The sequence below is a fragment of the Alteromonas sp. P256 genome, assembly GCF_036864455.1.
In the GTDB taxonomy this organism is placed as follows: Bacteria; Pseudomonadota; Gammaproteobacteria; order Enterobacterales; family Alteromonadaceae; genus Alteromonas.
Genome location: NZ_JAZETM010000001.1, coordinates 71,305 through 97,817, shown reverse-complemented (window position 1 = coordinate 97,817; position 26,513 = coordinate 71,305). Strand labels below are relative to the sequence as shown.

Annotated in this window: 20 protein-coding genes; 2 read left to right on the top strand and 18 right to left on the bottom strand. The window is 43.8% G+C overall.

Annotated elements, in window-relative coordinates; genetic code table 11:
* Positions 1–17 precede the first annotated feature (17 nt).
* Complete coding sequence (locus V7R39_RS00420; RefSeq protein WP_334028101.1) at positions 18–860, top strand: amino acid ABC transporter substrate-binding protein; 843 nt, start codon at positions 18–20, stop codon at positions 858–860.
* 65 nt (positions 861–925) lie between these two features.
* Here the strand turns inward: V7R39_RS00420 and asnB are convergent, their stop codons facing one another.
* Positions 926–2,596: an asparagine synthase B gene (gene asnB, locus V7R39_RS00415; RefSeq protein WP_334027103.1), complete on the bottom strand. Its 1,671-nt coding sequence runs from the start codon at positions 2,594–2,596 to the stop codon at positions 926–928.
* 551 nt (positions 2,597–3,147) lie between these two features.
* Positions 3,148–4,821 (bottom strand): M28 family metallopeptidase, encoded by a 1,674-nt coding sequence (locus tag V7R39_RS00410; RefSeq protein ID WP_334027101.1) that lies wholly within the window; start codon positions 4,819–4,821, stop codon positions 3,148–3,150.
* Between the two features lie 82 nt (positions 4,822–4,903).
* Between V7R39_RS00410 and V7R39_RS00405 the strand changes: the two genes are divergently transcribed.
* Positions 4,904–5,785, top strand: coding sequence for a DUF3025 domain-containing protein (locus tag V7R39_RS00405; RefSeq protein ID WP_334027099.1), 882 nt, complete (start codon positions 4,904–4,906; stop codon positions 5,783–5,785).
* A 94-nt stretch (positions 5,786–5,879) separates the two neighbouring features.
* On the opposite strand, the gene V7R39_RS00400 is transcribed toward V7R39_RS00405, so the two are convergent.
* From V7R39_RS00400 to V7R39_RS00325, 16 genes are all read right to left on the bottom strand, one after another.
* Positions 5,880–6,584: a YIP1 family protein gene (locus tag V7R39_RS00400; protein ID WP_334027097.1), complete on the bottom strand. Its 705-nt coding sequence runs from the start codon at positions 6,582–6,584 to the stop codon at positions 5,880–5,882.
* A 416-nt stretch (positions 6,585–7,000) separates the two neighbouring features.
* Positions 7,001–8,725: an SLC13 family permease gene (locus tag V7R39_RS00395; RefSeq protein WP_334028099.1), complete on the bottom strand. Its 1,725-nt coding sequence runs from the start codon at positions 8,723–8,725 to the stop codon at positions 7,001–7,003.
* Between the two features lie 16 nt (positions 8,726–8,741).
* Positions 8,742–10,157, bottom strand: a complete 1,416-nt coding sequence (gene cysN / locus V7R39_RS00390) for a sulfate adenylyltransferase subunit CysN (protein ID WP_334027095.1) — start codon at positions 10,155–10,157, stop codon at positions 8,742–8,744.
* Between the two features lies 1 nt (position 10,158).
* Complete coding sequence (cysQ, locus tag V7R39_RS00385; RefSeq protein ID WP_032094518.1) at positions 10,159–10,950, bottom strand: 3'(2'),5'-bisphosphate nucleotidase CysQ; 792 nt, start codon at positions 10,948–10,950, stop codon at positions 10,159–10,161.
* Complete coding sequence (cysC, locus tag V7R39_RS00380; protein WP_334027092.1) at positions 10,951–11,547, bottom strand: adenylyl-sulfate kinase; 597 nt, start codon at positions 11,545–11,547, stop codon at positions 10,951–10,953.
* Positions 11,547–12,461: a sulfate adenylyltransferase subunit CysD gene (gene cysD, locus V7R39_RS00375; protein ID WP_334027090.1), complete on the bottom strand. Its 915-nt coding sequence runs from the start codon at positions 12,459–12,461 to the stop codon at positions 11,547–11,549. Before cysD ends, cysC begins: the two co-directional genes overlap by 1 nt.
* A 243-nt stretch (positions 12,462–12,704) precedes the next feature.
* Complete coding sequence (putP, locus tag V7R39_RS00370) at positions 12,705–14,210, bottom strand: sodium/proline symporter PutP (protein WP_334027088.1); 1,506 nt, start codon at positions 14,208–14,210, stop codon at positions 12,705–12,707.
* Positions 14,211–14,441: 231 nt separating this feature from the next.
* Complete coding sequence (locus V7R39_RS00365; protein ID WP_334027086.1) at positions 14,442–16,448, bottom strand: GGDEF domain-containing protein; 2,007 nt, start codon at positions 16,446–16,448, stop codon at positions 14,442–14,444.
* Between the two features lie 268 nt (positions 16,449–16,716).
* The gene (locus tag V7R39_RS00360) at positions 16,717–17,421 is read right to left on the bottom strand and encodes a DUF3379 family protein (protein WP_334027084.1); all 705 of its coding nucleotides are present in this window, start codon (positions 17,419–17,421) and stop codon (positions 16,717–16,719) included.
* Positions 17,414–17,971, bottom strand: coding sequence for a sigma-70 family RNA polymerase sigma factor (locus V7R39_RS00355; protein WP_334027082.1), 558 nt, complete (start codon positions 17,969–17,971; stop codon positions 17,414–17,416). Before V7R39_RS00355 ends, V7R39_RS00360 begins: the two co-directional genes overlap by 8 nt.
* A gap of 151 nt (positions 17,972–18,122) precedes the next feature.
* Complete coding sequence (locus V7R39_RS00350) at positions 18,123–19,976, bottom strand: DUF885 domain-containing protein (protein WP_334027081.1); 1,854 nt, start codon at positions 19,974–19,976, stop codon at positions 18,123–18,125.
* Between the two features lie 177 nt (positions 19,977–20,153).
* Positions 20,154–21,938, bottom strand: a complete 1,785-nt coding sequence (locus V7R39_RS00345; protein WP_334027080.1) for a BatD family protein — start codon at positions 21,936–21,938, stop codon at positions 20,154–20,156.
* Positions 21,939–23,996 carry a vWA domain-containing protein gene (locus V7R39_RS00340; protein ID WP_334027078.1) on the bottom strand — a complete coding sequence of 686 codons (2,058 nt, stop codon included), beginning with the start codon at positions 23,994–23,996 and terminating at the stop codon, positions 21,939–21,941. It abuts the gene before it with no gap.
* Positions 23,993–25,027 (bottom strand): vWA domain-containing protein, encoded by a 1,035-nt coding sequence (locus V7R39_RS00335; protein WP_334027076.1) that lies wholly within the window; start codon positions 25,025–25,027, stop codon positions 23,993–23,995. The genes V7R39_RS00340 and V7R39_RS00335 overlap by 4 nt, the downstream gene beginning before the upstream one ends.
* Positions 25,027–25,548: a DUF4381 domain-containing protein gene (locus V7R39_RS00330; RefSeq protein ID WP_334027074.1), complete on the bottom strand. Its 522-nt coding sequence runs from the start codon at positions 25,546–25,548 to the stop codon at positions 25,027–25,029. The genes V7R39_RS00335 and V7R39_RS00330 overlap by 1 nt, the downstream gene beginning before the upstream one ends.
* The gene (locus V7R39_RS00325; protein ID WP_334027072.1) at positions 25,548–26,510 is read right to left on the bottom strand and encodes a DUF58 domain-containing protein; all 963 of its coding nucleotides are present in this window, start codon (positions 26,508–26,510) and stop codon (positions 25,548–25,550) included. The genes V7R39_RS00330 and V7R39_RS00325 overlap by 1 nt, the downstream gene beginning before the upstream one ends.
* Positions 26,511–26,513 lie beyond the last annotated feature (3 nt).

Sequence of the window (26,513 nt, the reverse complement as noted above, 5' to 3'; positions counted from 1 at the left end):
GTTTGTTGAAAGTGTTGATGTTTGCGCTCTCGCTAGTAGGGCTTAGTGCGCACGGCGCGTTGTGGACAATCACTTATCCTCGCCCTATAGATGATACCGATGAGCGAACTCAATACCCCATCGCGCTACTGAAACTCGCACTGGATAAAACCGGCGTGAATTATGAATTACTGCCCTCTGACAGAATTTTGCTGACGGGCAAAGCCATGCGACAGCTGCGCGAAAACAGAGAAGTGAGCGTGGTCTGGAGTATGACAGACATCCAGCGTGAGAAGGACCTAACCGCCATTAGAATACCCATTGCCAAAGGATTAATTGGATTACGGGTATTTGCCATTCAAGACCAAAAAAGTGCAAAGTTTGCTCAGGTTGAATCCATAGCCGATATGCGTGAATTTGTTCCTATTCAGGGTGAGGATTGGCCTGATACAAAAATACTGCAGGCCAGCGGATTCAATGTATTTACCGTTCCGGAATTTGATAAAGCTTACGACTTCCTTAGCCAGGGAAAAGGGGATTTCTTCCCTCGCTCCGTTATCGAAATTACCCCAGAGTTAGACAAACTAGGCAAAAGCGCTGGCGTGTCACTTGAGCCTTCCCTCGCCATTTATTACCCCACGGCCATGTACTATTTCGTGAGCAACAATAACAAAACGCTTGCACATTTAATTGAGACCGGCTTGCAACGGGCCATCGAGGACGGTTCTTTCGACACACTTTTCCAGTCGACTTATATGCCTATTCTCGACGAAATAAATATGGATGAGAGAACGATTTTTACTATTGAAAACCCGCTTTTACCCAACGACACACCCTTGTCGAAAGAGGGGTTGTGGTATAAAACAGCAGCTGAAAAATAATGCATAAAAAACGCGACCATGGGTCGCGTTTTTTATTATTTTAATATGCTATCTAAGCAAGAAGCCTAAGACTCTCCAGAGTGCACACCTTTCATTGAGCGACCTGAAGGGTCTGCATTATTCTTAAAGCTTTCATCCCACTCCAATGCTTCTGCGGTGCTACAGGCGATTGATTTACCACCGGGAACACAACGTGCAGCGCTTTCTTGTGGAAAGTAGCTTTCGAAAATAGTGCGGTAATAGTAGCCCTCTTTTGTATCCGGCGTGTTGTAAGGGAAGCGGAACTCTGCTGTTGCCAACTGCTGGTCGGTTACTTCACCGTCAACAAACTCGCGAATAGAGTCTATCCATGAGTAGCCTACGCCATCACCAAACTGCTCTTTTTGACGCCATAAGACCTCGGCAGGCAAGGTGTCGCCATTATCAAAAGACTTACGTAAGATCCACTTTTCCATTTTTCCATCAAGACACATTTTGTCTTGTGGGTTTAAACGCATAGCAACATCAATAAAGTTTTTGTCTAAGAAGGGAACACGTGCTTCTACACCCCATGCTGACGTTGCTTTGTTTGCACGAGCACAGTCAAACATGTGGAGGCGGTCTAATTTACGTACGGTTTCTTCGTGGAATTCTTTTGCATTTGGCGCTTTGTGGAAATACAGGTAGCCACCAAAAATTTCATCAGCACCTTCACCAGATAAAACCATTTTGATACCCATGGCTTTAATCTTACGCGTCATGAGGTACATGGGCGTGGCTGCGCGAATTGTCGTGGTGTCGTAGGTCTCAAGGTGAAAGATAACGTCACGAATGGCGTCTAGGCCCTCTTGAATGGTAAAATGTATTTCGTGATGCACAGTACCAATCATGTCAGCCACCTTTTTGGCTGCTTTTAAATCTGGCGCCCCTTCAAGACCAACAGCAAAACTGTGTAGTCTCGGCCACCATGCATCTGTCTTATCTTCATCTTCGACGCGTTTGGCAACGTATTGCGCAGCAACCGCAGACACTAATGAAGAGTCTAGCCCGCCAGATAGTAAAACCGCATAGGGCACATCTGACATCATGTGCGATTTTACTGCTTTTTCGAAAGCAACGCGAAGCTCTTCTAAATCCGAACTATTGTCTTTAACGTTTTCATAGTCCATCCAATCGCGCTTGTAATACTTAGTCAGTTTACCTTCTTTGCTCCACATGTAGTGGCCTGGAGGAAATTCACTAATCGTTTTACATACACTAGCAAGTGCCTTCATTTCAGACGATACATAGAAGTTGCCGTGTTCATCGTAGCCTGTGTATAGCGGAATAATACCAATATGATCCCGTGCAATCAGATATGCATCTTGTTCTTCATCGTAAAGAATAAAGGCGAACATGCCTTCTAGTTCATCAATGAAGTCAATGCCTTTTTGTTGAAATAAAGGCAGTATTACTTCGCAATCCGAGCGAGTCTTAAATGGATAAGGCTCGTCTAAATCAGCAGCTAGTTGCTTGTGATTATAAATCTCACCATTCACTGCAAGGATATGTTTGTCGTTCTGGCTGATAAGAGGTTGAGCACCTGTATCCACGTCGACGATGGCTAATCGTTCATGACAAAGAATGGTATTGTCATTATTCCAGATACCCGACCAGTCAGGGCCACGGTGGCGCAATAATTTAGATAAGTCGAGGGCTTGGGTTCTGAGTTCAGACACATCGGTTTTGATATCAAGGATACCGAAAATACCACACATAAAACGGATTCTCTCTGTTCGCTGGTTTAAAAAATGGGTTATTTCTGTCGGGTACTCGTTGAAGAGCAGCGAAGGATTATTATTTTTGATTTGTCTGATTCGCGTGTCTTGAATGTGCCAGTCTGACAGGAAATTGCAAGTACATTATGATGATAAAATGGAATTTATTGGTTCTTTTTAGCGAAGTTACAATGATAAATGCAAAAGTGTCCTATTTTGCGTAAAAAACCATCTTCTAGCTTTATGCGTTGAGTTTACGTCTGCACCAGTAAAGAACTATTACCACGGGACTATAGATAATGGGTAGTGGCAAACGTGTGTTTATGAAAGCGAACTTACAAAGGTGTAAGTACTAAGGTGTAAGTACTAAGGCGTAAGTACTAAGGCGAATCTACAGAGAAGTACCAATAACGATGTGTAAAAAAAAGAAATGCCCCGACAAGTCGGGGCACTGTAGCTTTACTCTGAGCGACTTATGCCGATTTAATTAAGCTTAAATCAGCTTTTATTCGCATCTCTGACGCTCTGACGTATTATGATGATAACGTTGATTAATATTGGCGCTGGAATTCACTGCCTTCATTCCACTTTGGCCACATCGGCGCATTCGCTACATTCACACCTACATCGAACAACATTTGAGTGTCTTGAACAATGCCGCCCATATCCCAATTCTCACGATACTCGTCGCACACTTGGTGGTAGCATCCGGTCACAATCACATTCATTCGCTTGCGGTATTTAGCTGTTTCTTCATCGGCTGGCTCGTCGCCGCCTTCAGCATATAGAGCTGGAACACCTTGCTTAGCAAAGCTGAAATGATCCGAGCGGTAGTAGTATCCCGCTTCAGGCTTATCTTCTTGGGTTAACACTCGACCTTGTTTTTTTGCGGCTGCTCTGAGGTAGGTTTCAAGTTCTGATTTACCCATTCCTACAACGGCAACATTTTTGGTTTTACCCAATACATTCATGGCATCCATATTTATGTTCGCCACAGTCTTCTCTAGCGGGATAACAGGATTAGCAGCATAGTATTTACTGCCCAGTAACCCTTGTTCTTCTGCAGTGACCACTAAAAATGATATTGAACGTTTGGGTCTTGGCGTTAGTGATGAATACGCCTTGGCCATCGCTATCATTGCTGCTGTGCCGGTGGCATTGTCATGGGCGCCATTATAAATTTGATCGCCTTCTTTGCTTTCATCTTTGCCAAGATGATCCCAATGGGCGGTGTAAATAATATGGTCATCAGCAAATGCAGAGCCAGGTAATGTAGCTATGACGTTATTACTTTCTGATTTTTTGAACGTGTTTTTAACGGTTACCGACGCTCTAATGTCCATGGCTTTGTTATAAGGTCCTGACATTGCCTTTGCTTTTTCAGCATCAAAGTCCAATCCAGCATCGCTAAATACTTGTTTGGCAGCATCTAGAGTCAGCCAGCCTTCAACAGCAACGCGACTGGCGCCTTTGTCCTCACTTACTAGACCATACTGCGGGCCGCTCCAGCTGTTGGCAACAACCGACCATCCATAAGATGCGGGGGCCGATTCGTGTACGATAATGGCTGCTGCAGCGCCTTGGCGGCTGGCTTCTTCATATTTATAGCTCCAACGACCGTAATACGTCATTGTCGTACCCTGAAACTTGCCGCTCTTTGGGTTTTCAAACCCAGGATCGTTTATGAGAATAACCACCGTTTTCCCTTCAACGTCTAAACCCTCGTAGTCATTCCATTTATATTCTGGTGCGTTAACACCATAACCTACGAACACTAATTCAGATTCGTTCAGCGAGACCGAAGCTTGCTCACGCTTTGATGATGCCACCATGTCTTCTTTATAGACGAAGCGGTTGTCACCAATAGTCATTGTCATATCAGGATTTGCGGTGATTTCCATTAACGCAACCTTCTGCAAATAGCTATCGCCATTTCCAGGTTCAAGACCGGCTTCTTTAAATTGGCTAACAAGGTAATCAATGGTTTTCTTCTCACCCTCTGTCGTGGGTAGGCGACCTTCAAACTCATCAGATGAGAGTATTTTTAACGGCTCTCGAATATCTGCATCGGAGATACTGTTGTATACCGAGTCGAAGTTTGTCGTTTCTTGTGCTGTGGCTAACGTATCAGTGTCGCTAACCTTCGTTTCACTGTCGTTGGAGGGGGTACATGCACTTACGCCTAACAGCGCAGGAACAAGCAAGGGCAAGAATATTTTTTTCATTATTAGTCTCTATTAACCGTCTTAGTTTGCTCTACAATAGACCACAGTATAGAGAAATCCACAAAACGAACCAATAGGTGTTATGCAATCAACAGATATTCCTTTTAGTAAACCGTATTTATCCCAATATGCCTCGTTAAGTGTTACTCGCCTTTTGACAGAAATGAACTTGATAGACCTCAGTGAGTTTCCTTCAACGGAGCAGCTAAATGCATTAACGCAATACTTTCATTCCAACTGGCAGGGGCCTCACTTTGTAGCGCAAAGTGAGTTAGGCGAGGATGAAACGCGATATTACGAAACTATCATTGGCGAAGATAACCGTGTCCCTACACGGGAGAATAGTTGGCACGACTTGTTCAACGCACTTATCTGGATACAGTTTCCTAACACGAAAGCCTTGTTAAATACGCTGCATGTGAACGATATAAATGAGTTTGGGATTAGTCCCCGTACGGCAAGACGTAATCGCATTACTCACTTCGATGAATGTGGTGTAGTACTGGCAGTGGAAACCCCCAAAGACAATAACACGGCCGATTTAGAAGCGTTCTTAACGTCACTAGCTACGCACAACTGGCATGAAGTGTTTATAAAACAGCGCAACAAGTGGGCAGGAGATGTAACGCCCTTTATTTTTGGTCACGCCAATTTAGAAATGATGCTAAACCCTTTTATTGGATTAACGGGCAAATGGTTAGCCGTTGCAGTTCCTCGGGGCTTCAGTCAGTTGAGTCAGTGGCAACAGCGAAGTGAGTTGGATAATGCCTTAGTTAAGCGAATTACCCAATTAGATGACTTTCAGCAAGCTCCTTTATTAAAACCTATTCCTTTACTTGGCGTGCCTGGGTGGCATCACCCGCAGTCTGACAGTTTTTACAATAATGAAGAGTATTTTAGGCCTGCTAGAAAAGGGGCAAAACAGACAATACAGCTACCGCTATGGAGCCATAGCCAGTTTTGAAATTTCAACGCTATACGTAATGTAAAATGCCTGTTTACTGGCACGACTCATAGAAAACGGCAGGGCCAGCAGTTACCGGCCCTTAATGAGCAGATTAAAATGCAAGGATTGCAACAAGCCATATAGAATAAATAACGAGGTATGGTGCTGCAGCGACAATGGCGGCTTTCTGCCTGGAAAACGATGTCCATTGAGCAATGCCTACCATTGCAAGATAAATTCCCCAAAATAGCTCTAGTCTAATTGCTTGAGCAAAGGCATACCACTGTGAATCCATAGGAATACTCAGTATAAAGCTAAGAGAAGTGGGAGCGAGTGTGGCTGGAGATATCTGATGATCGCTTGCGAAAAGCAGTAAGGCAACGCCAATTAAACCCGTTACAACATAGGGCATCGCCACCCACCACGAAAAGCCATACCAGTCAGTAAACCCAAAAACGTGGCTGTCGTCTGAACGAGTAGCAAGATTAAGGTATAGAGCATAAATAGCATTAATGATGGTAAGTACAAAAAATGCCCCAATCAGTTGGGACCACATTAGGCTTGTTCGTGTGAAAAAAGCACGCATTTGATCTTCTTCAGCAGGGCTCATATCGCCCTGGGCGGCAATATTTAAATTCGCAAACCATTCAATATCGACAAAATTCACATAAAGATATTGAAGGACTAAGGTAACGCCCATTACCATAAAAAACGGCATCCAGCTCCAGTTGTTATTCTCGCCAACTGCTTTGAACACCCCATCGGGTTTGAAAAATATATCGTTACACGCTTGAAACGGGTTTGACACTGTGTGCATTCTAACTCCCTGAAAAAGTTTAGTTATTTTTATTGGTATGTTGGCCTATGGACCGCTTTAAAAGTTTACAAAAAATCAATTAAGCGCATATAGATTACTGAGTTGGTGAATTTAAGTACAGGGAAATGGGCACAAATTAGGTATTATTTGTAAGTGGTTATTTGTGAGTGACGATTTGTAAGTGACTAGCAGGCCAACATGTCCTTGGCCAACGCGCTTCTGGTTTACTAACTCTTGGTTAACTAACTTGTGATTAACGAGCTGGGTACAGGCTTACTTTTAAAGTGCTAGAAAACAAAAAAGGAAGCCTTCGCTTCCTTTTTTACTTGTATGCCTGCCCGTGAGCTTCACCCTGCATTTGATCTTATTTTTGAACGAGCTTCCAACCGTGCTTTGAATAAGGTGCGATGCCGCAATCAAAAATAGGTGATATTTAGCAGGCACAATACAATGGCGCTATAAACCAATGAGATGGGCAACCCAATTTTTATAAAATGAGAAAAGCGGTAGTTCGCGGCATTATAAACCAATAAGTTAGTTTGGTAGCCAAAGGGAGATATAAAACTCGCACTTGCCGCAAAAGCGACCGCAAGAGCAAAGGGCATAAGTGGTGTACCTATAATCTCAACCAAGCCATAAGCAAATGGAAACATTAACGCCGCTGCCGCATTGTTGGTGACAAGCTCGGTGAGTAGAAGCGTGATGAGATAAATAGCAATCAATGCAATAAACCAGTCAGTGCTTGATAATAGCGGCAAGAGCGCCTCTGTGGTGACTGCAATCACGCCAGAGGTTTCTAGTGCGGTAGCCAAACTCAATGCACCCACTATAACAACAATCAAATTGAGGGGGAGATTGCGCTTCATTTCACCGTTAGACGTCACTTTCATAAACACTAACACTGCGGCTAAAAATAAAAGACCAATAGCCAAGTGAATAATATTTGATGCAGCAAGGGCGACAGTGGTTAAGAAGCCGCCTAGAGTTATCCACTCTTGCTTGTTCGTTAGCGGCCGCGCTATTTTCTGTTCTGAAAGTATGAAAAAGTTTTTACTTAGGTTCTGCCGAGTCGCAAAATCAGGGCCGGCAGCGAGCAGTAAAAAATCACCAGATTTTAATTTTATCTCTCCAAGCTTGCCTGATAGCTGTTCACCGTCTCTGCGTATAGCCACAACTGCTGCATCGAATAACGCTCTAAAGCCCAATTCTTTAATAGTTTGGCCAATAATTTGAGCGCGGTTAGAAACAACCACTTCGGTGAGGCTTTCCCGTAATACACCGTCTGTTTCTGCAAACATACTTAATCCTTTAATGTGGCTTAAGTTTTCTAACTTCTGCACATTTCCGGAAAATATAAGCTTGTCGTGTTCGAGAATTACCAGGTCAGGGCCAACAGGTGATATTAGATGTTTATCTCGAACAATTTCAACTAAGAACAGTTCAGGTAAGTTTCGCAGGTGGTTTTGCTCAACGGTTTTGCCAATAAGTTCAGAGCCTGCTTCTACTTCAGCCTCGACCATGTACTCAAAGTAGTTACTGTCTTTGTTGCTGATACTCGGCAAAAGTGGCAGCAATACAAACATAAGTAAGCCACAGCTTAATCCTGCCACTGTGCCATACAAGGTAAAGTCAAAGAAGTTGAAACCAGGGTGACCGTGCTCTTGCAGAAAGCTGTCTACTATCAAATTGGTAGAGGTACCGATGAGAGTAACCGTTCCGCCTAAAATAGCAGCGTAAGACAGCGGGATGAGTAATCTCGAAGCCGGGTGATGTTGGTTTTGCTTTATCGGGCCAATAAGACTGGCCACAATAGCCGTGTTATTTAACAGTGCTGATGAAACAAAGGTGAGCGAAAATAATCGCCAGTACGAGCGGGTGAAGTCAGCCGTCACGAGCTTTCTACCCAACCGTTTAATAAGTGCAGTTTTATCAATGGCACTACTGACCAAAAGTAACAAAACAAGGGTGATTAAGCCCTTGTTGGTTAAATTCGATAGAATGTCATCTAGCGATAATTGCTGCGTAACCAGTAAGCCTAACACCGCACCTGAAAATACGGTGGCAGGGCGCTGATTGGTAAAAATCAGCGCTAAAATCGTACTGGCAAAAATGGCCAGTACGATGAACTGGGTAACATCCATATATGTCCAGTCCTGCTTATAGCTTGGAAATATCCACAGCGTTCCAATGAGGGAAATGCTTGCGCACGAGTTCATTGAATTCTAATTCAAACTCAGAGAAGTTTGGAGAAGTGTGCTGTGCATCACCTGAAATGGCATCAATTACCATACCCGCGCCTACGGTGCCATTTGTGAGGCGATCAATAACGATAAACGACCCCGTTGGGCGGTTGCGTTTGTAAGGGTCACAGGCAATAGGCTGGGTAAATTTAACGTCAACCACACCAATCTCATTAAGGTTAAGGTGCATTGCGTCAGTTTCTTCCAGCGTGTTCACATCAATTTGATTATCGATATGCGCTACAACGCCAGGCGTTGATTTGGTCGCAAACTTAAACAAGTACTGTTTGTTTGGCATTAACGGTTCTTCTGACATCCACACAAGGTGTGTCTTGAACTGTGTAGACAGTAAAGGCAGGTTATCCGACTTCACAATCATGTCACCACGAGAGATATCAATTTCGTCTTCAAGGGTTAGCGTAACGGCTTGTGGAACGTAAGCCTTTTCTTGATCGCCTTCGAAGGTGACCACTTGCTTCACTTTTGACGTTTTGCCTGAAGGCAATGCGGTAATTTCGTCACCGGGTGCTACCTGGCCTGAAACCACTGTGCCGGCGAATCCGCGGAAGTCTAAGTTGGGGCGGTTAACATATTGAACCGGGAATCTGAAGTCGTCGTGATTATCATCTTCACCAATTTCGATATTTTCCAGCATTTCCATAAGCGGAATACCGTCAAACCACGGTGTCTTTTCACTGATACTCACTACATTGTCGCCCTCAAGCGCCGATAGCGGTACAAATTGAATATCAGGAATTTCAAGCTGCTCGGCAAACTTAAGGTAGTCCGCTTGAATTTCCTCGTAGACTTCTTGTGAATAATCCATCAAGTCCATTTTGTTAATAGCAACAATAACGTGCTTAATGCCTAATAAAGACACAAGGAAAGAATGGCGTTTAGTTTGTACTTTTACACCACCGCGAGCATCTACAAGAATGATGGCAAGGTCACAAGTTGACGCACCGGTAACCATGTTGCGAGTATATTGCTCATGTCCTGGCGTATCTGAAATGATGAACTTACGCTTGTCCGTAGAGAAGTAGCGGTATGCTACATCAATAGTAATACCTTGTTCGCGCTCAGATTGAAGACCGTCTACTAATAACGCAAGGTCTACTTTTTCGCCTGTAGTACCTGATTTTTTGCTGTCTTTAGTAATAGCAGCTAGCTGATCTTCATAAATCATTTTTGAATCGTGAAGAAGACGACCAATCAATGTACTTTTACCGTCATCTACGCTTCCGCAAGTTAGGAAACGTAGCATGTCTTTCTTTTCATGTTGTTCTAGGTAAGACAGGATGTCTTGTCTTAATAATTCGTTTTCGTTGTTCATGTTATGCGCTCACAAGGAAAAAGGGGTTTAACACAGATTCTTTCTGATTGTAGGTAAGATCTTCTGCATTGGAATCTAAAGGATTAGCCGGATCAAGAACTGTCACTTTCGCGCCAGCTGCAATCGCCACGGCATGTGCTGCTCCTGTATCCCATTCTGAGGTCGGGCCTAACCGTGGATAAAGATGCGCTTCACCCTCAGCCACTAAACAGAGTTTCAATGAGCTACCCATGGCAACTAACTCAGTTTCACCGTCAAGTTGTGCTAACAGATTCTGAATTTCAGGGCTTTGATGAGAGCGGCTTCCAACGATTTTCCAAACGTCGTTTCCACTGTGCTTTGTCGCCGAAATAGGTGCAAACTCACCATTTATTTCAGTCCAAGCACCGTCACCTACAATACCTACGTAGCTTTTATTTAATGCAGGTGCGTAAACAATACCCATGGTTGGTTTACCATTTTCAATCAGGGCAATGTTTACCGTAAATTCACCGTTTTTCTTGATAAACTCTTTTGTGCCGTCAAGAGGGTCAACCAGCCAATATGACTGCCATTGCTTACGCTCGTCCCAAGAGATATCAGCCGACTCTTCAGAAAGAATAGGTAAGTCAGATTCTGCGGTAAGTGCATCAACAATCACGTTATGAGCGGCTAAGTCAGCTTCCGTTAGGGGGCTGGTATCTTGCTTTTCATAAATGGCAAAATCATTTTCATAAATCGCCATTATTTTATCGCCTGCCTCTTTGGCAATGCGCAGCACAGTTTGTGCTAAAGAATTAATTGGCAGTGTCATTTACACTAATCCTTTTTCGTGAAGCAAAGTGTATAACCGTTCAGCGGTTTGCTCTGCAGGTTCTTCCTGATACGTTAAGTGTACTTCTGGCGACTCAGGTGCTTCGTAGGTAGAGTCGATGCCGGTGAAATTTTTGATTTCGCCGCTGCGAGCCTTCTTGTACAAGCCTTTAGGGTCGCGCTGCTCGCAAACCTCAAGGGGAGTATCAACGAACACCTCTACAAATTCTGTATCTTCAAGTAAACTGCGGCAGTAGTCACGGTCTGCTTTAAATGGAGAGATAAAAGCAGTTAACACAATCGTGCCCGAGTCTACAAATAATTTTGCCACTTCACTGATACGGCGAATATTTTCAACTCTGTCTTTATCGCTAAAGCCTAAATCGCCGCATAATCCGTGGCGCACGTTATCGCCATCAAGCAAATAGGTATGCTTTTGCTTTTCGTGAAGCTTTTTCTCAAGCAAATTAGCCAGTGTAGATTTGCCAGAGCCACTTAGTCCGGTCAACCAAAACACACGTGGACGCTGATTCAACTTTTCAGAGCGTGTCACCTTGTTCACTTCATGTTTATGCCAAACAACATTGTCGGTGGCCATTAGAAGTATCCTTCCATCTTTTTCTTCTCCATAGACCCAGAGCTATCGTGATCAATTACTCGACCCTGTCGCTCTGACGTTTTGGTAAGCAGCATTTCTTGAATAACTTCAGGTAGTGTCGACGCTGTAGACTCAACTGCACCGGTTAATGGATAGCAGCCTAAAGTACGGAAGCGAACAGAACGCATTTCTGGTACTTCGCCTTCTTCTAACGGCATGCGATCATCATCAACCATGATCAGTACACCGTCACGCTCCACTACAGGACGAGGCTTAGCAAGGTAAAGTTGAGGAATATCGATGTTTTCTAAATAGATATATTGCCAGATATCTAACTCTGTCCAGTTAGACATTGGAAATACACGAATACTTTCGCCTTTATTAACCTGTGAATTATAGATGTTCCACAGTTCAGGACGCTGATTCTTTGGATCCCAGCGGTGGTTGCTGTCGCGGAATGAGTAAACACGTTCTTTGGCGCGAGATTTTTCTTCATCACGACGGGCTCCGCCAAACGCTGCATCAAATTGATACTTGTTAAGCGCTTGCTTTAGAGATTGAGTTTTCATGATGTCAGTGTGCTTGGCGGAACCGTGTGTGAACGGACCAACGCCTTGTTCAATACCTTCTTGATTAATATTAACTAACAAATCAAAACCGTGCTTTTCGGCTTGCTCATCACGAAACTTTATCATTTCCTTGAATTTCCACGTGGTGTCAACGTGAAGAAGTGGGAATGGAATTTTACCCGGTGCAAAGGCTTTACGTGCTAAATGAAGCAGTACCGAAGAGTCCTTTCCTACCGAGTAAAGCATTACTGGGTTGTCAAACTCAGCAGCAACTTCTCGGAAAATTTGGATACTCTCGGCTTCGAGTTGTTTCAGATGCGTTATAGACGGGATACTTGCAGTCATTTTGAAGTCCGATTTATGTTATATAAAAAAAAGTTATATGCGGGTTGTTTTTCTGCATAGAAAGATAACATATTTAATTTTAAAAGTAGTATGCCATTTTGCTATTTAAAATAGCTTTCTTATGCTTTAAAAAATAATCGCTATACAATTTAGGCATAAGCGCTATTTTCGCTCTCCAGAAAGTAAAAAAGCCCCAAACTGTTTTTGCAGTTTGAGGCTTTTTAAAATTGAGAGCATTATCGATTATCTTGCATTGAACTGCTTTTGGAATTCATCGAATGTCTCGGTTACACCTTCACGGGGCTTACCTGATTTGCTGAGTATCATTATGGTTAAGCTTGAAAGTATAAATCCAGGTACAATCTCATACATCCAAGCACCTAGGGGCTGTCCATCAATGGTGATTGGAAGGTAAATCCACAATAACACCGTTACCGCGCCAACAATCATGCCGCCTAACGCTGCGCGACGAGTCATTTCACGCTTGAATAAACTAAATAGCACTAATGGACCAAATGCTGCGCCAAATCCAGCCCAAGCGTTGCTTACTAATGTCAATATGGTGCTGTCTCTGTCGTAAGCTAAGAATATTGACACTAAAGCAACTGCAATAACACTGAGGCGACCAGCAATAACTAACTCTTTATCAGAAGCATCTTTGCGTAAAAAAGCTTGATAGAAGTCGCTAGTTAATGAGCTAGACGTTACCAGTAGTTGTGATGAAATTGTACTCATGATGGCTGCTAAAATAGCCGCAAGCAAAAAGCCACCAATTAGCGGGTGGAAGAGAATCTGTGAAAGGTAAATGAAGACGGTTTCAGGATCAATCTCGTTACCATTGCCTGTGATGTAGGCTAACCCAAACAAACCTGTCATTAATGCGCCGATGATAGACACTATCATCCAACTCATACCGATATTTCGAGCCGCTGGAATATCTTTTACAGAGCGAATAGCCATAAAACGGACGATAATATGAGGCTGTCCAAAATAACCTAATCCCCATGACATTAATGAAACAATGCCAATAAAAGTAATCGTTTGATTAGTAGAGGCATCCATAAACGCATCAAAAAGGGCAGGATTAATGTTATCTAATGCATCAATAGACGCGCCAATACCACCTAACTCACTGATGACCACCGCTGGCACCATGATAAGCGAAACAAACATAATGCAACCTTGCACAAAGTCGGTCATGCTTACGGCCATAAACCCGCCTACCAGCGTGTAAGCAACAACAACGCCTGCAGTAACATATAAGCCAGTTTCGTAGCTCAGTCCAAAAGATGTCTCAAATAATTTACCGCCGGCAACAACGCCAGAAGAGGTGTACAAAGTAAAGAAAACAACAATTACCACTGAAGCGATAACTCTGAGAAGGCGAGAGTTATCGGCAAAGCGATTTTCGAAATAGTCAGGGATGGTAATTGAATTACTTGCCACTTCGGTGTAGACACGCAGTCTTGGAGCAACAAGTAAATAGTTGGCAAGTGCACCTAGTGTCAAACCAACAGCTATCCAACCTGCCGAGAGCCCTGAGACATACATAGCACCAGGAAGCCCCATTAGCATCCAGCCACTCATGTCAGATGCACCAGCAGATAAAGCGGTTACCGCAGGACCCAACTGTCGACCACCAAGCATATACCCTTCAACATTGGTGTCTGTTTGCCGGTAGGCAAAAAGACCGATACCCAACATTACAACAAAATACAAACCCAACGAAATAATCGTACCAGTAGCCATATATGTTCCCTATGAATTTTTCTTCCATGCTATCACCAATATTTAGGAGTCTCCACGTAAGTAGGTACTCACCGGTTACTTTCTGTGCAGTGAATCTTAGATTGATGTGATGATGATGAAAGCCTACACCCGATTTAGTGGCGAAAAGACAGGAGACCAAGCAACATTGTGGACTTAATAAATGAAGTTAAACAAATGAGCTCAAGTAAATGAGCCACGTATAATCATGGTTTAGGCATGGGCGAGTGTTGTGGACTCAACGCGAGAGCGACCGCCGTTTTTAGCTTTATATAAAAGGTCGTCGCATGTTTTAATCACAGACTCTGAGTTAACCGAGCCATTCAGCGCCACTACACCACTTGAAAACGAAACGGTAAACGCCTTGTCTGTGTGTTTCCAGTGGGCGACACGAGAAAACGCGTCATTTAACTCATTGAGCACGCTTTTCACTTCTTGTTCACTGGAATTCTCAAAGTAGATTAAAAACTCTTCGCCACCATAGCGGCAAAGCAAGTCGGATTTGCGGATACGCTTGCGAATGGTTTGACTAAAGGTATTTAATACCTCATCACCTACGACATGACCGTATTTGTCGTTGATACGCTTGAAATGGTCGATATCAATAAGGGCAATACACGATGTGGGGTGTTTCTTGAGTAAGGATTTTAATTGTCTTAGCATGGCACGGCGAGTTAAGGCGCCAGTGAGTGAGTCGGTATCTGCCTTGGTGTCGCTTTTCCTTTTCGCTATCCATAGCCACGTAGTCAGAATTGAACAAATAATGGTCACAAGGGCGAAAACTGCAGTGCGCAAATTCTCTGTTTCGCCAGCAAGTCCCGAGGTCTCACGCTGCAATGCCTCAAGTTCTTTTTGCCTATACTCTGCAAGTTCGACGTCCCGCGAGAGCATACTTAATTTGGCGTTGTCATTGAGCTGGAAGCGCTCTGTATGGTAATTCACTAGCGCAGAGCTGTACTTATTTTGGTTTGCAAAAGCTTTTTCACTGTCGCCTCTCACTGCGTATATATGCTTTAGTGCTTGAAATTTCGCCAGTATTGCAGTCTTCTTGTACGGTACAGCGTTAAACTTTTTTTCAAACGCCTTCTCGTATTCGCGAATTGCAGCATCAAATTGGGAATCGCTTCCGTTAACCGCAATGTACATGGCATTAGCGATAGGCTTTGCGTCAATGAGGTAAGCAGGCATGTCAATAGCTGAGCTCAAAATTTTATTGGCTAATTCTGTTATCTTTTGTGTGTCACCCTCAGCTAGACGAGAGCTGTAGATACTCATAAGCAATAGATCTACATAAATACTTTTGAAATCTTGTACAGGGGGCATGTATTTTTTTGCGTCTTCAATTAAGGCTAAAGCCTCAGCAAAACGCCGAAGTCGGTTCAGAGCTGTAATTGCTAACAAAAAGTCAACAGTGTCCAAAGTACTATGCTGCTTTTTTAGGGAGATATATTCTTTGGCATGCTCCACAGCCTTGCTAGGTAAATTTAAATCGAGATAGCTTTCCGAAAGTAACCTATGTGCGTCATAAAGGTTGAATTCTTTTTCAAGTTTGTTGCTATTTTTAGGAACGGCGAGAAAGGGGATTGCGTATTCCATTTCGTTGATGGAACGTATGGGAGATGATGTAGAATACTCCTCAGCTAACCACATACTTGCCATCGCGACCGCTCGCTTATCGCCTGACTGAAGTATTTCTTGCTTGAGGTTGTAGAGCAACGGAATAGTTGTACTTAAACGTTTGAGGGAGCCTTTGTAGTCGCTCACCCCTTTTATGTAAAAATAATAAGCTTTTAAGTAAACATAGGTTCTTAGGTCTATCGATTTTAACTTAAGCCAATTTTTCTCTAATAGCGGCCGTTTAACTGCTATAGGAACTTGAGGCAAATCTTGATGTTCTACATTTGATAGTGCCATGATATGGCGAAATACAACGGCTATTTCCGAATCATCAGACTGAATACCGCTTTGCTGTAGCTGTTTAGCAATGTCTTTATTAGAAAGTTCAGAAGGATAATTCCATTCAAATAAAACAGCATGTGCCAGATTTGCATAAGTATCTACCTGATTTTTCATGCTGACATTATTGCCAGAGGCTAGGGAAGGGGACGTTATCAAAAGCATAAGTACGCACTTAAGCATTAGCTTATTTGCAAAATGACATAATGACGTTACTGCTGTGCCTTTAATGCTACCAGCGCGCATTTCTGATCTACGGCTCACTTACTGCTCTTAACTCTATACTGCTTAGGACGAATTGAACTTGTCTCAATAGGTAATTTTGCACGCTTGCTGCGCCAGGATTTGTAGCGTGTACGCCACACTCTTCATTAACCTAAATTATAGATTTTACAGCGCTTAGTTGCACCTTAAATTTTTAGAATGAATATATTGCTATGTTTGCCACCAAGTCGACGACATTGGCAGCAAACTAGCGTAAGTAGATAGAAAAGCTGTAAGCGTTTGAAGAGCAATACACTTTTTTGTTTGCTTACGCAGAAAACTGAATCCTATTCGCCACCGCGTCTTTCATAGTAGATAGGTCGCTGCCTTTATTACCCACGACTATTATATTGGCCTGTTGCATTTTGAAGCTCTCGCCGTGAAAGGAGTCATCTCCGAATTCGCTAGGCACTTTCACATTGTCACGACTTGGCACCACAAAAACTGACATTTTACCCTGCGGTGTATCGACAATAAGGTGCAGGCTTTGTACGGTGCTGAGGTGGCAGTAGTTGGCAACCTCTACACCATCAATCATGGTGTCGAAGCTAGCGCCAAAGCTCGCCAGTTTCGCGTTTACCATATTTAAATCAACGGGTAATAGGGAGTGAGATTCCTCTACATCAGCATATTGCATATGAGCCAGCGCATGGTCGCCCAAACTAATGGACTGCTGCTGAAGCATAGTGAAACTAATCCCCACAGCAAATGCGACAGATGCGGCTATCGCAACATACCAGCGACTTCTTTTCTTGTAGCGGCTAAATTCATCCGCCGATTGCTGCCAAATAAGTTTACTCGCTAAATCTTCTGGTACTTCAACTTTAAGAGTTTGCTTGAGCTTATTGTCTAATGCTTTTTGTTCCTGCCAAAAAGCGCGCTTTTTCTCATCTGCATTTGCAGCAGCGACTAAATCGCTGTCAGTCGTATTAGGATCAGCGTAAATTCTGCGTCTAAATTCTAATTCATCCATTAGCTTGACCTCTATGTTGATTCTGTTTCTCCAGCGCCTCTTTTAACTGATTTCGAGCCCGAAAAAGCCGTGTCATTACTGTGTTTTTGTTGAGATCTAATTGAGTCGCTATTTCTTCACCGCTAAAACCAAATAACAGCTGCAGAATAAGTGGCTCTCTATATTCAATGCTTAAGGTACCGAGTAACTTATGCAGTTCTCGTTCTTTAATATCGCCTTCAGCCTGCTGAGTGTCATCGTGTATAAACACATCATCGATATCTACGAGCTCTAACTGTTTTCGTTCGAAGCGGCGGGCATTTTCACGGCGCAATATCGTGATTAACCAACCTTTGGCGGCTTTTTCGTCGTTTAAGGCGTCCAGAGAACGCCATGCCCGTAGGAATGTTTCTTGAACAATGTCTTCCGCAACACTTCTGTCTTTGACTAACCAGTAGGCATAACGAAAAATATCGGCGTGAAATGCTTTCACTAGGGCTTCGTATCTTTGATGCTTTGCTTTCATACTCGATAAGACCTGAGTGTTATCGATTTTATTTCGAGCAAACATAAAATAAATTCCAAAAAGGGTTAATTTTTTAACGTCTCACACCAAATACCGACTAAAAGAAACCTAAAAGGCACCTTTTGAGCAAAAAAAAAGCGCCATGCTTTTTAGGCGACGGCGCTTCTTAGAACTCTATTTGGAAAATACAGAACGTTTACATAGCGCTTTGGGTTGCTATCCAGCTATCGATGTTTTCCTCAAGCATTGAAAGCGGGACCGGTCCATACTTTAATACTTCATCATGAAAATCTTTCCAATCGAAGTTGTCGCCGAGCTCGTTCATCGCTTTTTCGCGCAACTCCATAATTTTTAATTTTCCAATCATGTACGCTGTGGCCTGCCCAGGCATAGCAATATAGCGTTCAATAGCCTTTTGTGCATCATATTCTGGGTTCGGCGTATTTTCTACCAAGTAATCGACGGCTTTTTCGCGAGACCACTTTTTAGCATGAATACCAGTATCTACGACAAGACGACAAGCACGCCAGAGCTCCATAGCTAATCTACCAAAGTCAGAGTAAGGGTCTTCATAAAACCCCATATCTTTAGCAAGTTCCTCAGTGTAAAGCCCCCAGCCCTCAGTATAAGCGGTAAAGCTTAAGAACTTTTGGAACTGCGGAATACCGTCGAGCTCTTGAGCAATAGTGCGCTGCATATGATGGCCTGGAATGCCTTCATGATATGCCAATGCCTCTAACTGGTAGGTTGGCATTGCTTTCATATCATATAGGTTAGCGTAATAAATGCCTGGTCTACTGCCATCTTGTGCCGGGCTCTGATAGAAAGCTTTCCCCGCCGACTGCTCTCTAAACGCCTCAACGCGTTTTACTACCATTGGCGCTTCGGGAAGTATTCCAAAATATTCTGGGACCATCTCTCTCATATCATCGATAGCTTGCTTAGCATCGTCTAGATATTGCTGTCTGCCCTCGGGAGTAGAAGGAAGATAGAACTGGTCGTCCTCGCGCATAAATACGAAAAACTCTTGTAACGTACCTTCAAACCCCACTTCTTTCATAATGCCGCGCATGGCGTTGTGAATCCGTTCTACATTTTCTAGGCCAATTTCATGCACTTCTTGGGCAGTGAGGTCGGTGGTAGTGAACCAGTTTAGACGGTTTTGGTACCACTTATCGCCATCAGGTAAACGCCATACACCATCGCCTTCAGGTGATAATGTTTTTTGATGCTCAAGCTCATTGATAAAGCGGGTATAGGCTGGTTTAACTGAAGCCGTAAGTGCGCTTTTAGCGTCTGTGAGTAGCGTTGTCTTTTCACTGTCACCAATGTCCAATGCATTCACTTTGTTTTGGAAGTCGTTCAATAATGTTGAAGGGGTGTCTGAGTCATCAAATGGCGCCCCCTTTATCACATTTTCAGAGGCATCCACCATTTGGTCGTAAGCCCATTTTGGCGGAAATACGCCTACTTTCTCTCTTATCTTCATTTGGTCGATAACTTGATCAAAGTAGGTACTTACATTATTTAGCCGGCCGATATAGGCCACTGCATCTTCTTTGCTCTTCACACTATGAATGTTAATGAGGAAGCTTGGGACTTGGGTATGAGCCGCTCTGAATTGATGGACAATATACCTATGATGGCGAAACTCGTCATTGGCCAAGTCTCTCTCAATACCAAGCTTGTATAAACGCAAGCTTAAATTTTCTTGGTCACTCAGTTTTAGCGTGTCGAAATTTTCTAGTGTCTTAAGCCTGTTCTTTGCTATAGCAATACGCGCGTCCTTCTCGTCTTCGCTAATGTCATCCCACTTGTCATAGTCCCACTTTTTTCCTAAGTAGCTTTGAAAAAGTGGTGAGCGTTTAAGGTCATCTTCAAATGAGTTCTCAAAAAAAGTAGCAAGACGTTGGGATTCCGTTTGCCCTGACTCGCTCTGTGATTTTACTTCCGGCGCTTGGGATTGAGGTGTTTCATTGGCAGGTGAACAAGCCGTTAGCGTTAAAAGTGCTAACGCAACTGGTGTTAGTGAAAAGAGTGACGTTTTCATGTTTTCTCCCGGTATTGGTTGGTCGCACTATCTTTGGTGCGGCTATTTTTATTGTTTTGTTATCTTATCTTCTGTCGTTTTGACTAATTGGTGTTTTTCGCAAATTTACTGTATCCACTCACTGGCGCTATTAATTAGCGCTAGTGAGTGGCACGATTTACTCGCTTACACTTTTATTTACGATGTAGGATAAAGCTTAGAAAGTGTAGCGCCTTTACTTTTAGCGTGCATAAAATACGCTTTTCTTGCCGCCACTATTTCTGACATCAGTTCAGACAGAATTTGATTAGTACTGTCTGTGCTTTTAGCATCATTAGACTTCGAAAAACGCGCTTGTTGTAATTTATCCAGAGGCCCTCTAATCGCTTCAGTGTCGCTCGAGTCTTCTGGCATTGACCGCCCACTTGCAGTGCCATTCAAGGCGCGAAGCCATACTTGTAACGCACTATCAATTTGTGAAATATCTTTTGCTTTCAGTATGCTAATAAGGGCGTTATACGCTTTCTTTTCAACGCTAGAATTGTGTTGATGGTTCAATACGCCTGACGTAGACAGGCTACTTCTATTCTCACTCATTTGAGAGCCTTGGCGACTTCTCTTAATAAACAGTACCAAAACAACAAGGGTAACTAACCAACCCAATGCCAGCACGCTAATGAGCAGCCAAAGTGTTGTTGTATCGCTTGATTCTGCAACATTAGGCTCATTTGCCTTAATGTCAGAAGCGGCATTTGAAGGCGCTTGGGCCACAGAGGGCGTTTCATCTTCTGGCGCTGCTTGGGGCGGGGCACTATTGGTTTGCCCAGAGGCCGCGAGCACGTTAATTGAGCGGGGCGGAATAGTCGCATACTCTGTTTGCTCAGTAAGCGTATTGAACCAAGGAATAGTCACCTCTGGCAAAACCATTTTGCCAGGCTCCGTTGGAATAATAGCCAGCGAGCTCTGTCGCTGAGCAATTAGGTTTTGATTTTTTTCAACTGTAGTCGTGTTTGATTGATCTGGGTATAGCTTGAACGTAGGCGGATAGAATTCCGGTATTTCAGGCAATTGTTCTTCTACTACACCGAGGGCGGTGAGAGTAACTATTCGCGTAACAGGCTCGCCAACAACAAAATTATCACCTTGCGGCCACTCTTCATCAATTCTCACCATTTCAGAAGGTAGCCATGCATAATCAATATCACGAGGAATAGGGTTAATATTAACGACAATATCTGGTCCCACACGGTTAATTTGCTGCGTGCGGTTAAAAAAACCAAACCGTTGATTTGTATTTGCCGCCATCACCTCACCGGTAAATACAGGGCCTCGTAGGGTGAACTCTCCAGAGGCTTGCGGTACCACTGCAAATTGGCGCTCAATAATTTGATAACGTCTTCCATTTAAAATATCGGTGTACTGCTTGTCGTCGCCTAGTTGTCTTATTTCCGCATTCTCCATTTCCGGCGCTTGTAAACTGCCTCTCTCGATATTGCTAGAGAGGTGTAATTTTACGGTGTAGAGTAATTGCTGATTGAGGTACGCCTCGTTCTTGTCGATATCAGTGGTGACGAAATAGTCCCTTGCTACATTACTTTGTTCCTGTACTGGGATCACCGAAACTTCAATGGGGGAAGTCGTTTTATCTTCAATTCGTAGAGATGGAATGGTAAATGTCCCTTCTTTTCGAGGAAACAGGGTAGTAGTCCAAGTGGTGGTGCGCTTCGCATCAAAATTCACTATAGAGGTTTGACTGCTCACCGACGTTCGCCCCACTACAAAGTCCTTTAACAATGAGGAGCTGTCGAACGCATCCCGATCGGCGCTGCCGTTTGCAGTTACTGTGAGTCTTATGGCTTCGTCTAACATCACCGGGTTTCGGTCGATAGTGGCTTCAACTGACTCTATATCAGCATGCACGTGAAAAGTGACGAAAAAAGTACAAATTAACGTTAATAATGTAGATTTTGATAAAGCTTTCATCTACCAATCTCTCCGGTTTGATGGCATTCGCTGCCTTTTGCGTCTCTCAGCCTCTAGCTGCATTTTTCTTTTTAGCAAAAATGCAGGGTCATCAGGTACTCTTCGCATTAGGTTTTCCATGCGTTGCATTTCTTCTTTTTCTGCATCCGTTAGCGGTTGCTCTTGATTCTGAGCCCCCGCAGCTATGTCTTTAGCGTCTGTTTGTTTGTCTTGGTTTTCAGTGAACTCACTGTTTTGCTGATTAGAGTCAGAAGAGTCTTCGCTTTCTGATTGTTCTCCCGCAGCTTCTTGTTCTTCAGGTGGTTCGTCTGATGGTTGAGATTGCCCTGAACCTTCGCTTTGGTCTGAATTTTCTTGCTTAGCTTTGTTTTCAGGGCTATTTTCATTTTCAGCGTTGTTCTCGTTTTCAGAGCCTTGAGATTGTTCCCCTTGCTCTCCCTGTTGGTCTCCTTTTTGCTCGCCTTGTTCTGACTGTTCACCATCCTGTTGCCCGTTTTCTTGATTCTCCTGCTCTTGCTCTTGTTGCTGTTGTTGATTGAGCAACTCCTCTAGCAGTGATTTATTGGCCTCGGCATCTTCATGGTCTGGCTGCTGTTCTAACACCTCATTGTATTTTTGAATAGCCACCTCAAGTTTACCGAGCTTGGCAAGGGCATTGCCTTGATTGTACAGACTGTCAACGCCAGGGACGTCTTGATAAGCAGCTAATGCCTCTTCAAATAGGCCAGCTTTATAGAGTGACGATGCTTTCCAGTTTTTGTTTTCAAACTGCTCTGCAGCGTCCTTAAATTGCGCTTGCTGGTAACTATTTAACCCTTCTTGGTCAGCATTTAAAAATGGAGTTTGCCACCACGATAGGGGGGCATCTGATGCGGTGTCAGTCTGGGCTGGCGACTCTGAAGATGCTTTTGCAGATGTTTGCTCAGATGACTGCTCAGATGTTTGCTCAGATGCCTGGGCGTGTGCTACCTGGCTATCAAAGGGAGTTAGCACTCCTACTATGACAAAAAAGAGTAGCCCTCGGCGAAACGCAAAGGCAGCAAAAGGCAAGATGAGCAATATAAGATATGGACCCACTTCTTTCCACTGGTCGCCCTTTGAGTCACTTTCCTCTTCACTAGTGTCCTTAGTGTCACGCCCTAACAATGACACTGTGCTTAGCGCCTCAATGTCGTCATCGTTTGAGGTAAAGGATTCAAGCTGGCCGCCACTTGCTTTTATAACGCCACGAACCACATCCTCTTTCAGCTTAGGAACGACGATGCTTCCAGATGTATCTTTAAGCAGTTCGCCATTTAGCTGTCGAATTGGTGCGCCTTCAGCACTACCCACCGTCAGTGCGTTCACTGTAAATGGAATGCCGCTCACATATTCTTGAAGCTCTTGTTGCTGACCAAACTCAATACCATCTGTTATCCAGTAAATTGCCCCGTTGTTAAAGCCGGCATTGGTTAACAGCTCGACGGCCGCTTCTATGCCAAGAAGTGGATCGCTACCAGGTACGGGCATGATCTCTGGTGATAAACTGGGAAGTAGACTAGTAATGTTCGCGGCATCTTCGGTTAAAGGGCTTATAACGAAGGCGTCGCCTGCATAGGCAACCAACCCCATTTCGCCCTCAGAGATCGTGTTGACTAAATCGATGGCCTTGTATTTGGCGCGAGTGAGCCTGTCCGGTGTCATATCCGTTGCTCGCATTGACATCGACATGTCAATAACTACCACGTGCCCCATTTTAAGCTGATAAACCGGTTGGGGAAGGCGTTCCCATGTTGGACCTGCAAGCGCTACAACGGCAACACACCATGTGAATGGAAGTAACCAAAGTGGTGGGCGTTTTCCTTTTTCTACTTTGCCCACAACCATATGGTTATAGAGGTGGGCGGGAATAACCGATTGCCAGCCCGAATACTTCGTAGAGCGAGTTCTTAGCCACACATAAAGCACTAACAATGGGATTGCACTGTAAAACCACTCAGGTCGAATAAAGTGAAAGTTGTTTAAAAAATCAAAGCTGTTTAAGAAATCCGAGTTGTTTAAAAAGTCAGTGTTGATCACGCCTGCTTCTCCACGCTTTCTTTATCGGTGCTTTTTAAGCTCATACCACCAAACAGCGACTTAAAAAATGCACCTACTATCCATAACACTGAGCCTAGTAAAGCGAAGGCTAACGGGTAGTAAAACAATGCCGTAAGCGGGCGCATTTTGCGAGTTTCACCTTCGATAGGCTCAAGAGTATCGAGCTGTTGATAAATGGAATTGAGTTCTTCAGCATTGCGGGCGCGAAAATACTGACCGCCAGTAGAGCTAGCAATATCCGAAAGCATCGTCTCGTCTAGCTCTTGGGAAGGATTTATTTGTCGGCTACCGAAAAAGCTTTGGATAAGCATTTTGTCAGCGCCTACACCAATCGTGTATATTTTTACGCCTTTCTTGATTGCCAGTTCCTTTGCTTGTTCTGGTGTGATGTTACCTGCTGTGTTTTGACCATCAGTGAGAAGAATGAGCACGTTATTTGATTCATCTTTTGCATCAAATCGTTTTACCGCCAGGCCTATTGCATCGCCAATAGCAGTCTGTTCACCGACTAACCCGATAACGGCTTCACTGAGAAGTGTAGATACGGTTTCTCTATCGTACGTGAGGGGCGCCTGAACATAGGCTGTATCAGCAAATAGAATTAGTCCTAACCTGTCACCCACCCGGCGTTGAATAAAATCGTACACCACAGACTTTGTCATTGTTAGCCGATTAACCTGCCTGCCATTTAACTGCATATCGTCTATTTTCATGCTGCCGGATAAATCAACCGCAAGCATCATTTCTCTGCCTTCATTTGGAATGCTGACGGGCTCACCTAGCCACTGGGGTTGAGCGGCAGCCGTGACTAACGCTAGCCAAATAAGCGTTGCTGTCGCCAGCGCTACCTTACTCTTTCTAACCGTTCTGTCTTCATTGTGTTGCTCCGGACGCAGTCTAGGCACTCTAAGAGCAGCCAACGAAGGTTCTGACGCCTTAGGTACTAGAAACCTCACTATCAAGGGCAAAGGCAGCGCAAGAAATGCCCACCACCAATTGAAATCTAGCATTATGATGTTGCCTCTAAATACGATGGAATACGATGTTGCCTTGGAAATGTTGCGTTTTTAATCCACATTTTTACAGCATCATGGGAGACAGCAAAATCAGTATGCTGTGCACTATTTCGATAAAGGTTTGCATGTAACGCAGTCAAGCCTTCATTAAGGGCTTGCGCGTTTTTAGGGCACGAAGCTAACAGAAAATCTCGCCACTGCTGATTATGCAATCTACTGATGCGTTCTTTAGGAAAGTAGGAAAGGGCGGTTCGCTTTAATAACGAATTTAACTGAACAGGCCAATCATCGGCATGCTCTGATATTGTCCCTAATGCCTTTAATGCTTCCTTGCGAGGTCTGTTAAATGCAATTCGACGTTTGATGAAAACAATGAGGGTAATTAACACAACCACACTCAATAGCATTAAAAGCCACCATCCCCAATCAAGTGGCCACCAATCAACGCTCGTAGGTGTTTTAATGTCTCGTAGTTGCAAAAGTGGATCTTGTTCTGGTGATGTTTGTAACGCCATTACACTTTCTCTCTTTGCATACTTTGAAGTTGCTCATCTAATGGATATGCGCTCGAGACGTGATAGCGTGCAATGCTCATCTGTTTGAGCGTTTGCGTAATGGCTGTGTTTTGTTCTTCGCGCCATTCACTGTAGCTGAGCGTTTCCTTGCTATCGCCAAGTACCCAACGCTGATTCACAACGCCATCAGACACGTTGACGCTTTGCAGCGCGTTGGTTTCTGGCAATTTGTGTTCTAAAGGATCATCAACAACGATAGCTCTCACTTCACAATGACGTGTAAGGTGCGTTAAATGCTGCTGTGCCGCAGTGCTCATATTTTGAAAATCAGAAACTAAATAAACCAAACTACCAGGCTTTGCCAAACGCCTTGCTCTAGCGCAAGCGTCAGAAAAAGCGTTTTGGTCGCGAGCAGTGTTCGGCTGCTCTTTATGGGCACCTTGACTTAATGCTATTAGCTCATGGCAAACGTGAAGTACGGCTTTTTTTCTACTTAATGGTTTTACTTCTTTGTGACTATTTTGATTAAAAACCAAGGCGCCTACTTTGTCTCCTCGGGCGGCGGCAGACCAACTTATTAGCGAAGAAATATGCGCTGCTTGAACGGCCTTTGTCAGTAGTTTTGTACCAAAACCCATGGAAGGAAGGTAGTCGCAGAAAATAAAAACAGGACGTTCTCTTTCTTCTCTATAAATTTTAGTGTGGGTTTTTCCGGTTCTCGCAGTTACGCGCCAGTCGATGGCTCGAATATCGTCACCAGGCTGGTAATGGCGGGCCTCATCAAACTCCATGCCTCTACCTTTATGCTTGGTGAGGTAACTCCCGCTTAAGCGCGCTTGTGGCACCTTTTTGGGAGTTAAGTTCATCAATTTTGCCAGCTGCTGATAGCGCAGTAACTCTGCTGTCGTCAGATTTACCCCATCGCTTTTTAACTTCTCTAATTGCGAGTGAATGTTTGACATGGC

Bases quoted from the DNA above. Each gene is read 5' to 3' on its own strand.
- V7R39_RS00420 (WP_334028101.1), top strand. From the start codon at position 18: ATGTTTGCGCTCTCGCTAGTAGGGCTTAGTGCGCACGGCGCGTTGTGG.
- asnB (WP_334027103.1), bottom strand. From the start codon at position 2,596: ATGTGTGGTATTTTCGGTATCCTTGATATCAAAACCGATGTGTCTGAA.
- V7R39_RS00410 (WP_334027101.1), bottom strand. From the start codon at position 4,821: ATGAAAAAAATATTCTTGCCCTTGCTTGTTCCTGCGCTGTTAGGCGTA.
- V7R39_RS00405 (WP_334027099.1), top strand. From the start codon at position 4,904: ATGCAATCAACAGATATTCCTTTTAGTAAACCGTATTTATCCCAATAT.
- V7R39_RS00400 (WP_334027097.1), bottom strand. From the start codon at position 6,584: ATGCACACAGTGTCAAACCCGTTTCAAGCGTGTAACGATATATTTTTC.
- V7R39_RS00395 (WP_334028099.1), bottom strand. From the start codon at position 8,725: ATGGATGTTACCCAGTTCATCGTACTGGCCATTTTTGCCAGTACGATT.
- cysN (WP_334027095.1), bottom strand. From the start codon at position 10,157: ATGAACAACGAAAACGAATTATTAAGACAAGACATCCTGTCTTACCTA.
- cysQ (WP_032094518.1), bottom strand. From the start codon at position 10,950: ATGACACTGCCAATTAATTCTTTAGCACAAACTGTGCTGCGCATTGCC.
- cysC (WP_334027092.1), bottom strand. From the start codon at position 11,547: ATGGCCACCGACAATGTTGTTTGGCATAAACATGAAGTGAACAAGGTG.
- cysD (WP_334027090.1), bottom strand. From the start codon at position 12,461: ATGACTGCAAGTATCCCGTCTATAACGCATCTGAAACAACTCGAAGCC.
- putP (WP_334027088.1), bottom strand. From the start codon at position 14,210: ATGGCTACTGGTACGATTATTTCGTTGGGTTTGTATTTTGTTGTAATG.
- V7R39_RS00360 (WP_334027084.1), bottom strand. From the start codon at position 17,421: ATGGATGAATTAGAATTTAGACGCAGAATTTACGCTGATCCTAATACG.
- V7R39_RS00355 (WP_334027082.1), bottom strand. From the start codon at position 17,971: ATGTTTGCTCGAAATAAAATCGATAACACTCAGGTCTTATCGAGTATG.
- V7R39_RS00350 (WP_334027081.1), bottom strand. From the start codon at position 19,976: ATGAAAACGTCACTCTTTTCACTAACACCAGTTGCGTTAGCACTTTTA.
- V7R39_RS00345 (WP_334027080.1), bottom strand. From the start codon at position 21,938: ATGAAAGCTTTATCAAAATCTACATTATTAACGTTAATTTGTACTTTT.
- V7R39_RS00335 (WP_334027076.1), bottom strand. From the start codon at position 25,027: ATGCTAGATTTCAATTGGTGGTGGGCATTTCTTGCGCTGCCTTTGCCC.
- V7R39_RS00330 (WP_334027074.1), bottom strand. From the start codon at position 25,548: ATGGCGTTACAAACATCACCAGAACAAGATCCACTTTTGCAACTACGA.
- V7R39_RS00325 (WP_334027072.1), bottom strand. From the start codon at position 26,510: ATGTCAAACATTCACTCGCAATTAGAGAAGTTAAAAAGCGATGGGGTA.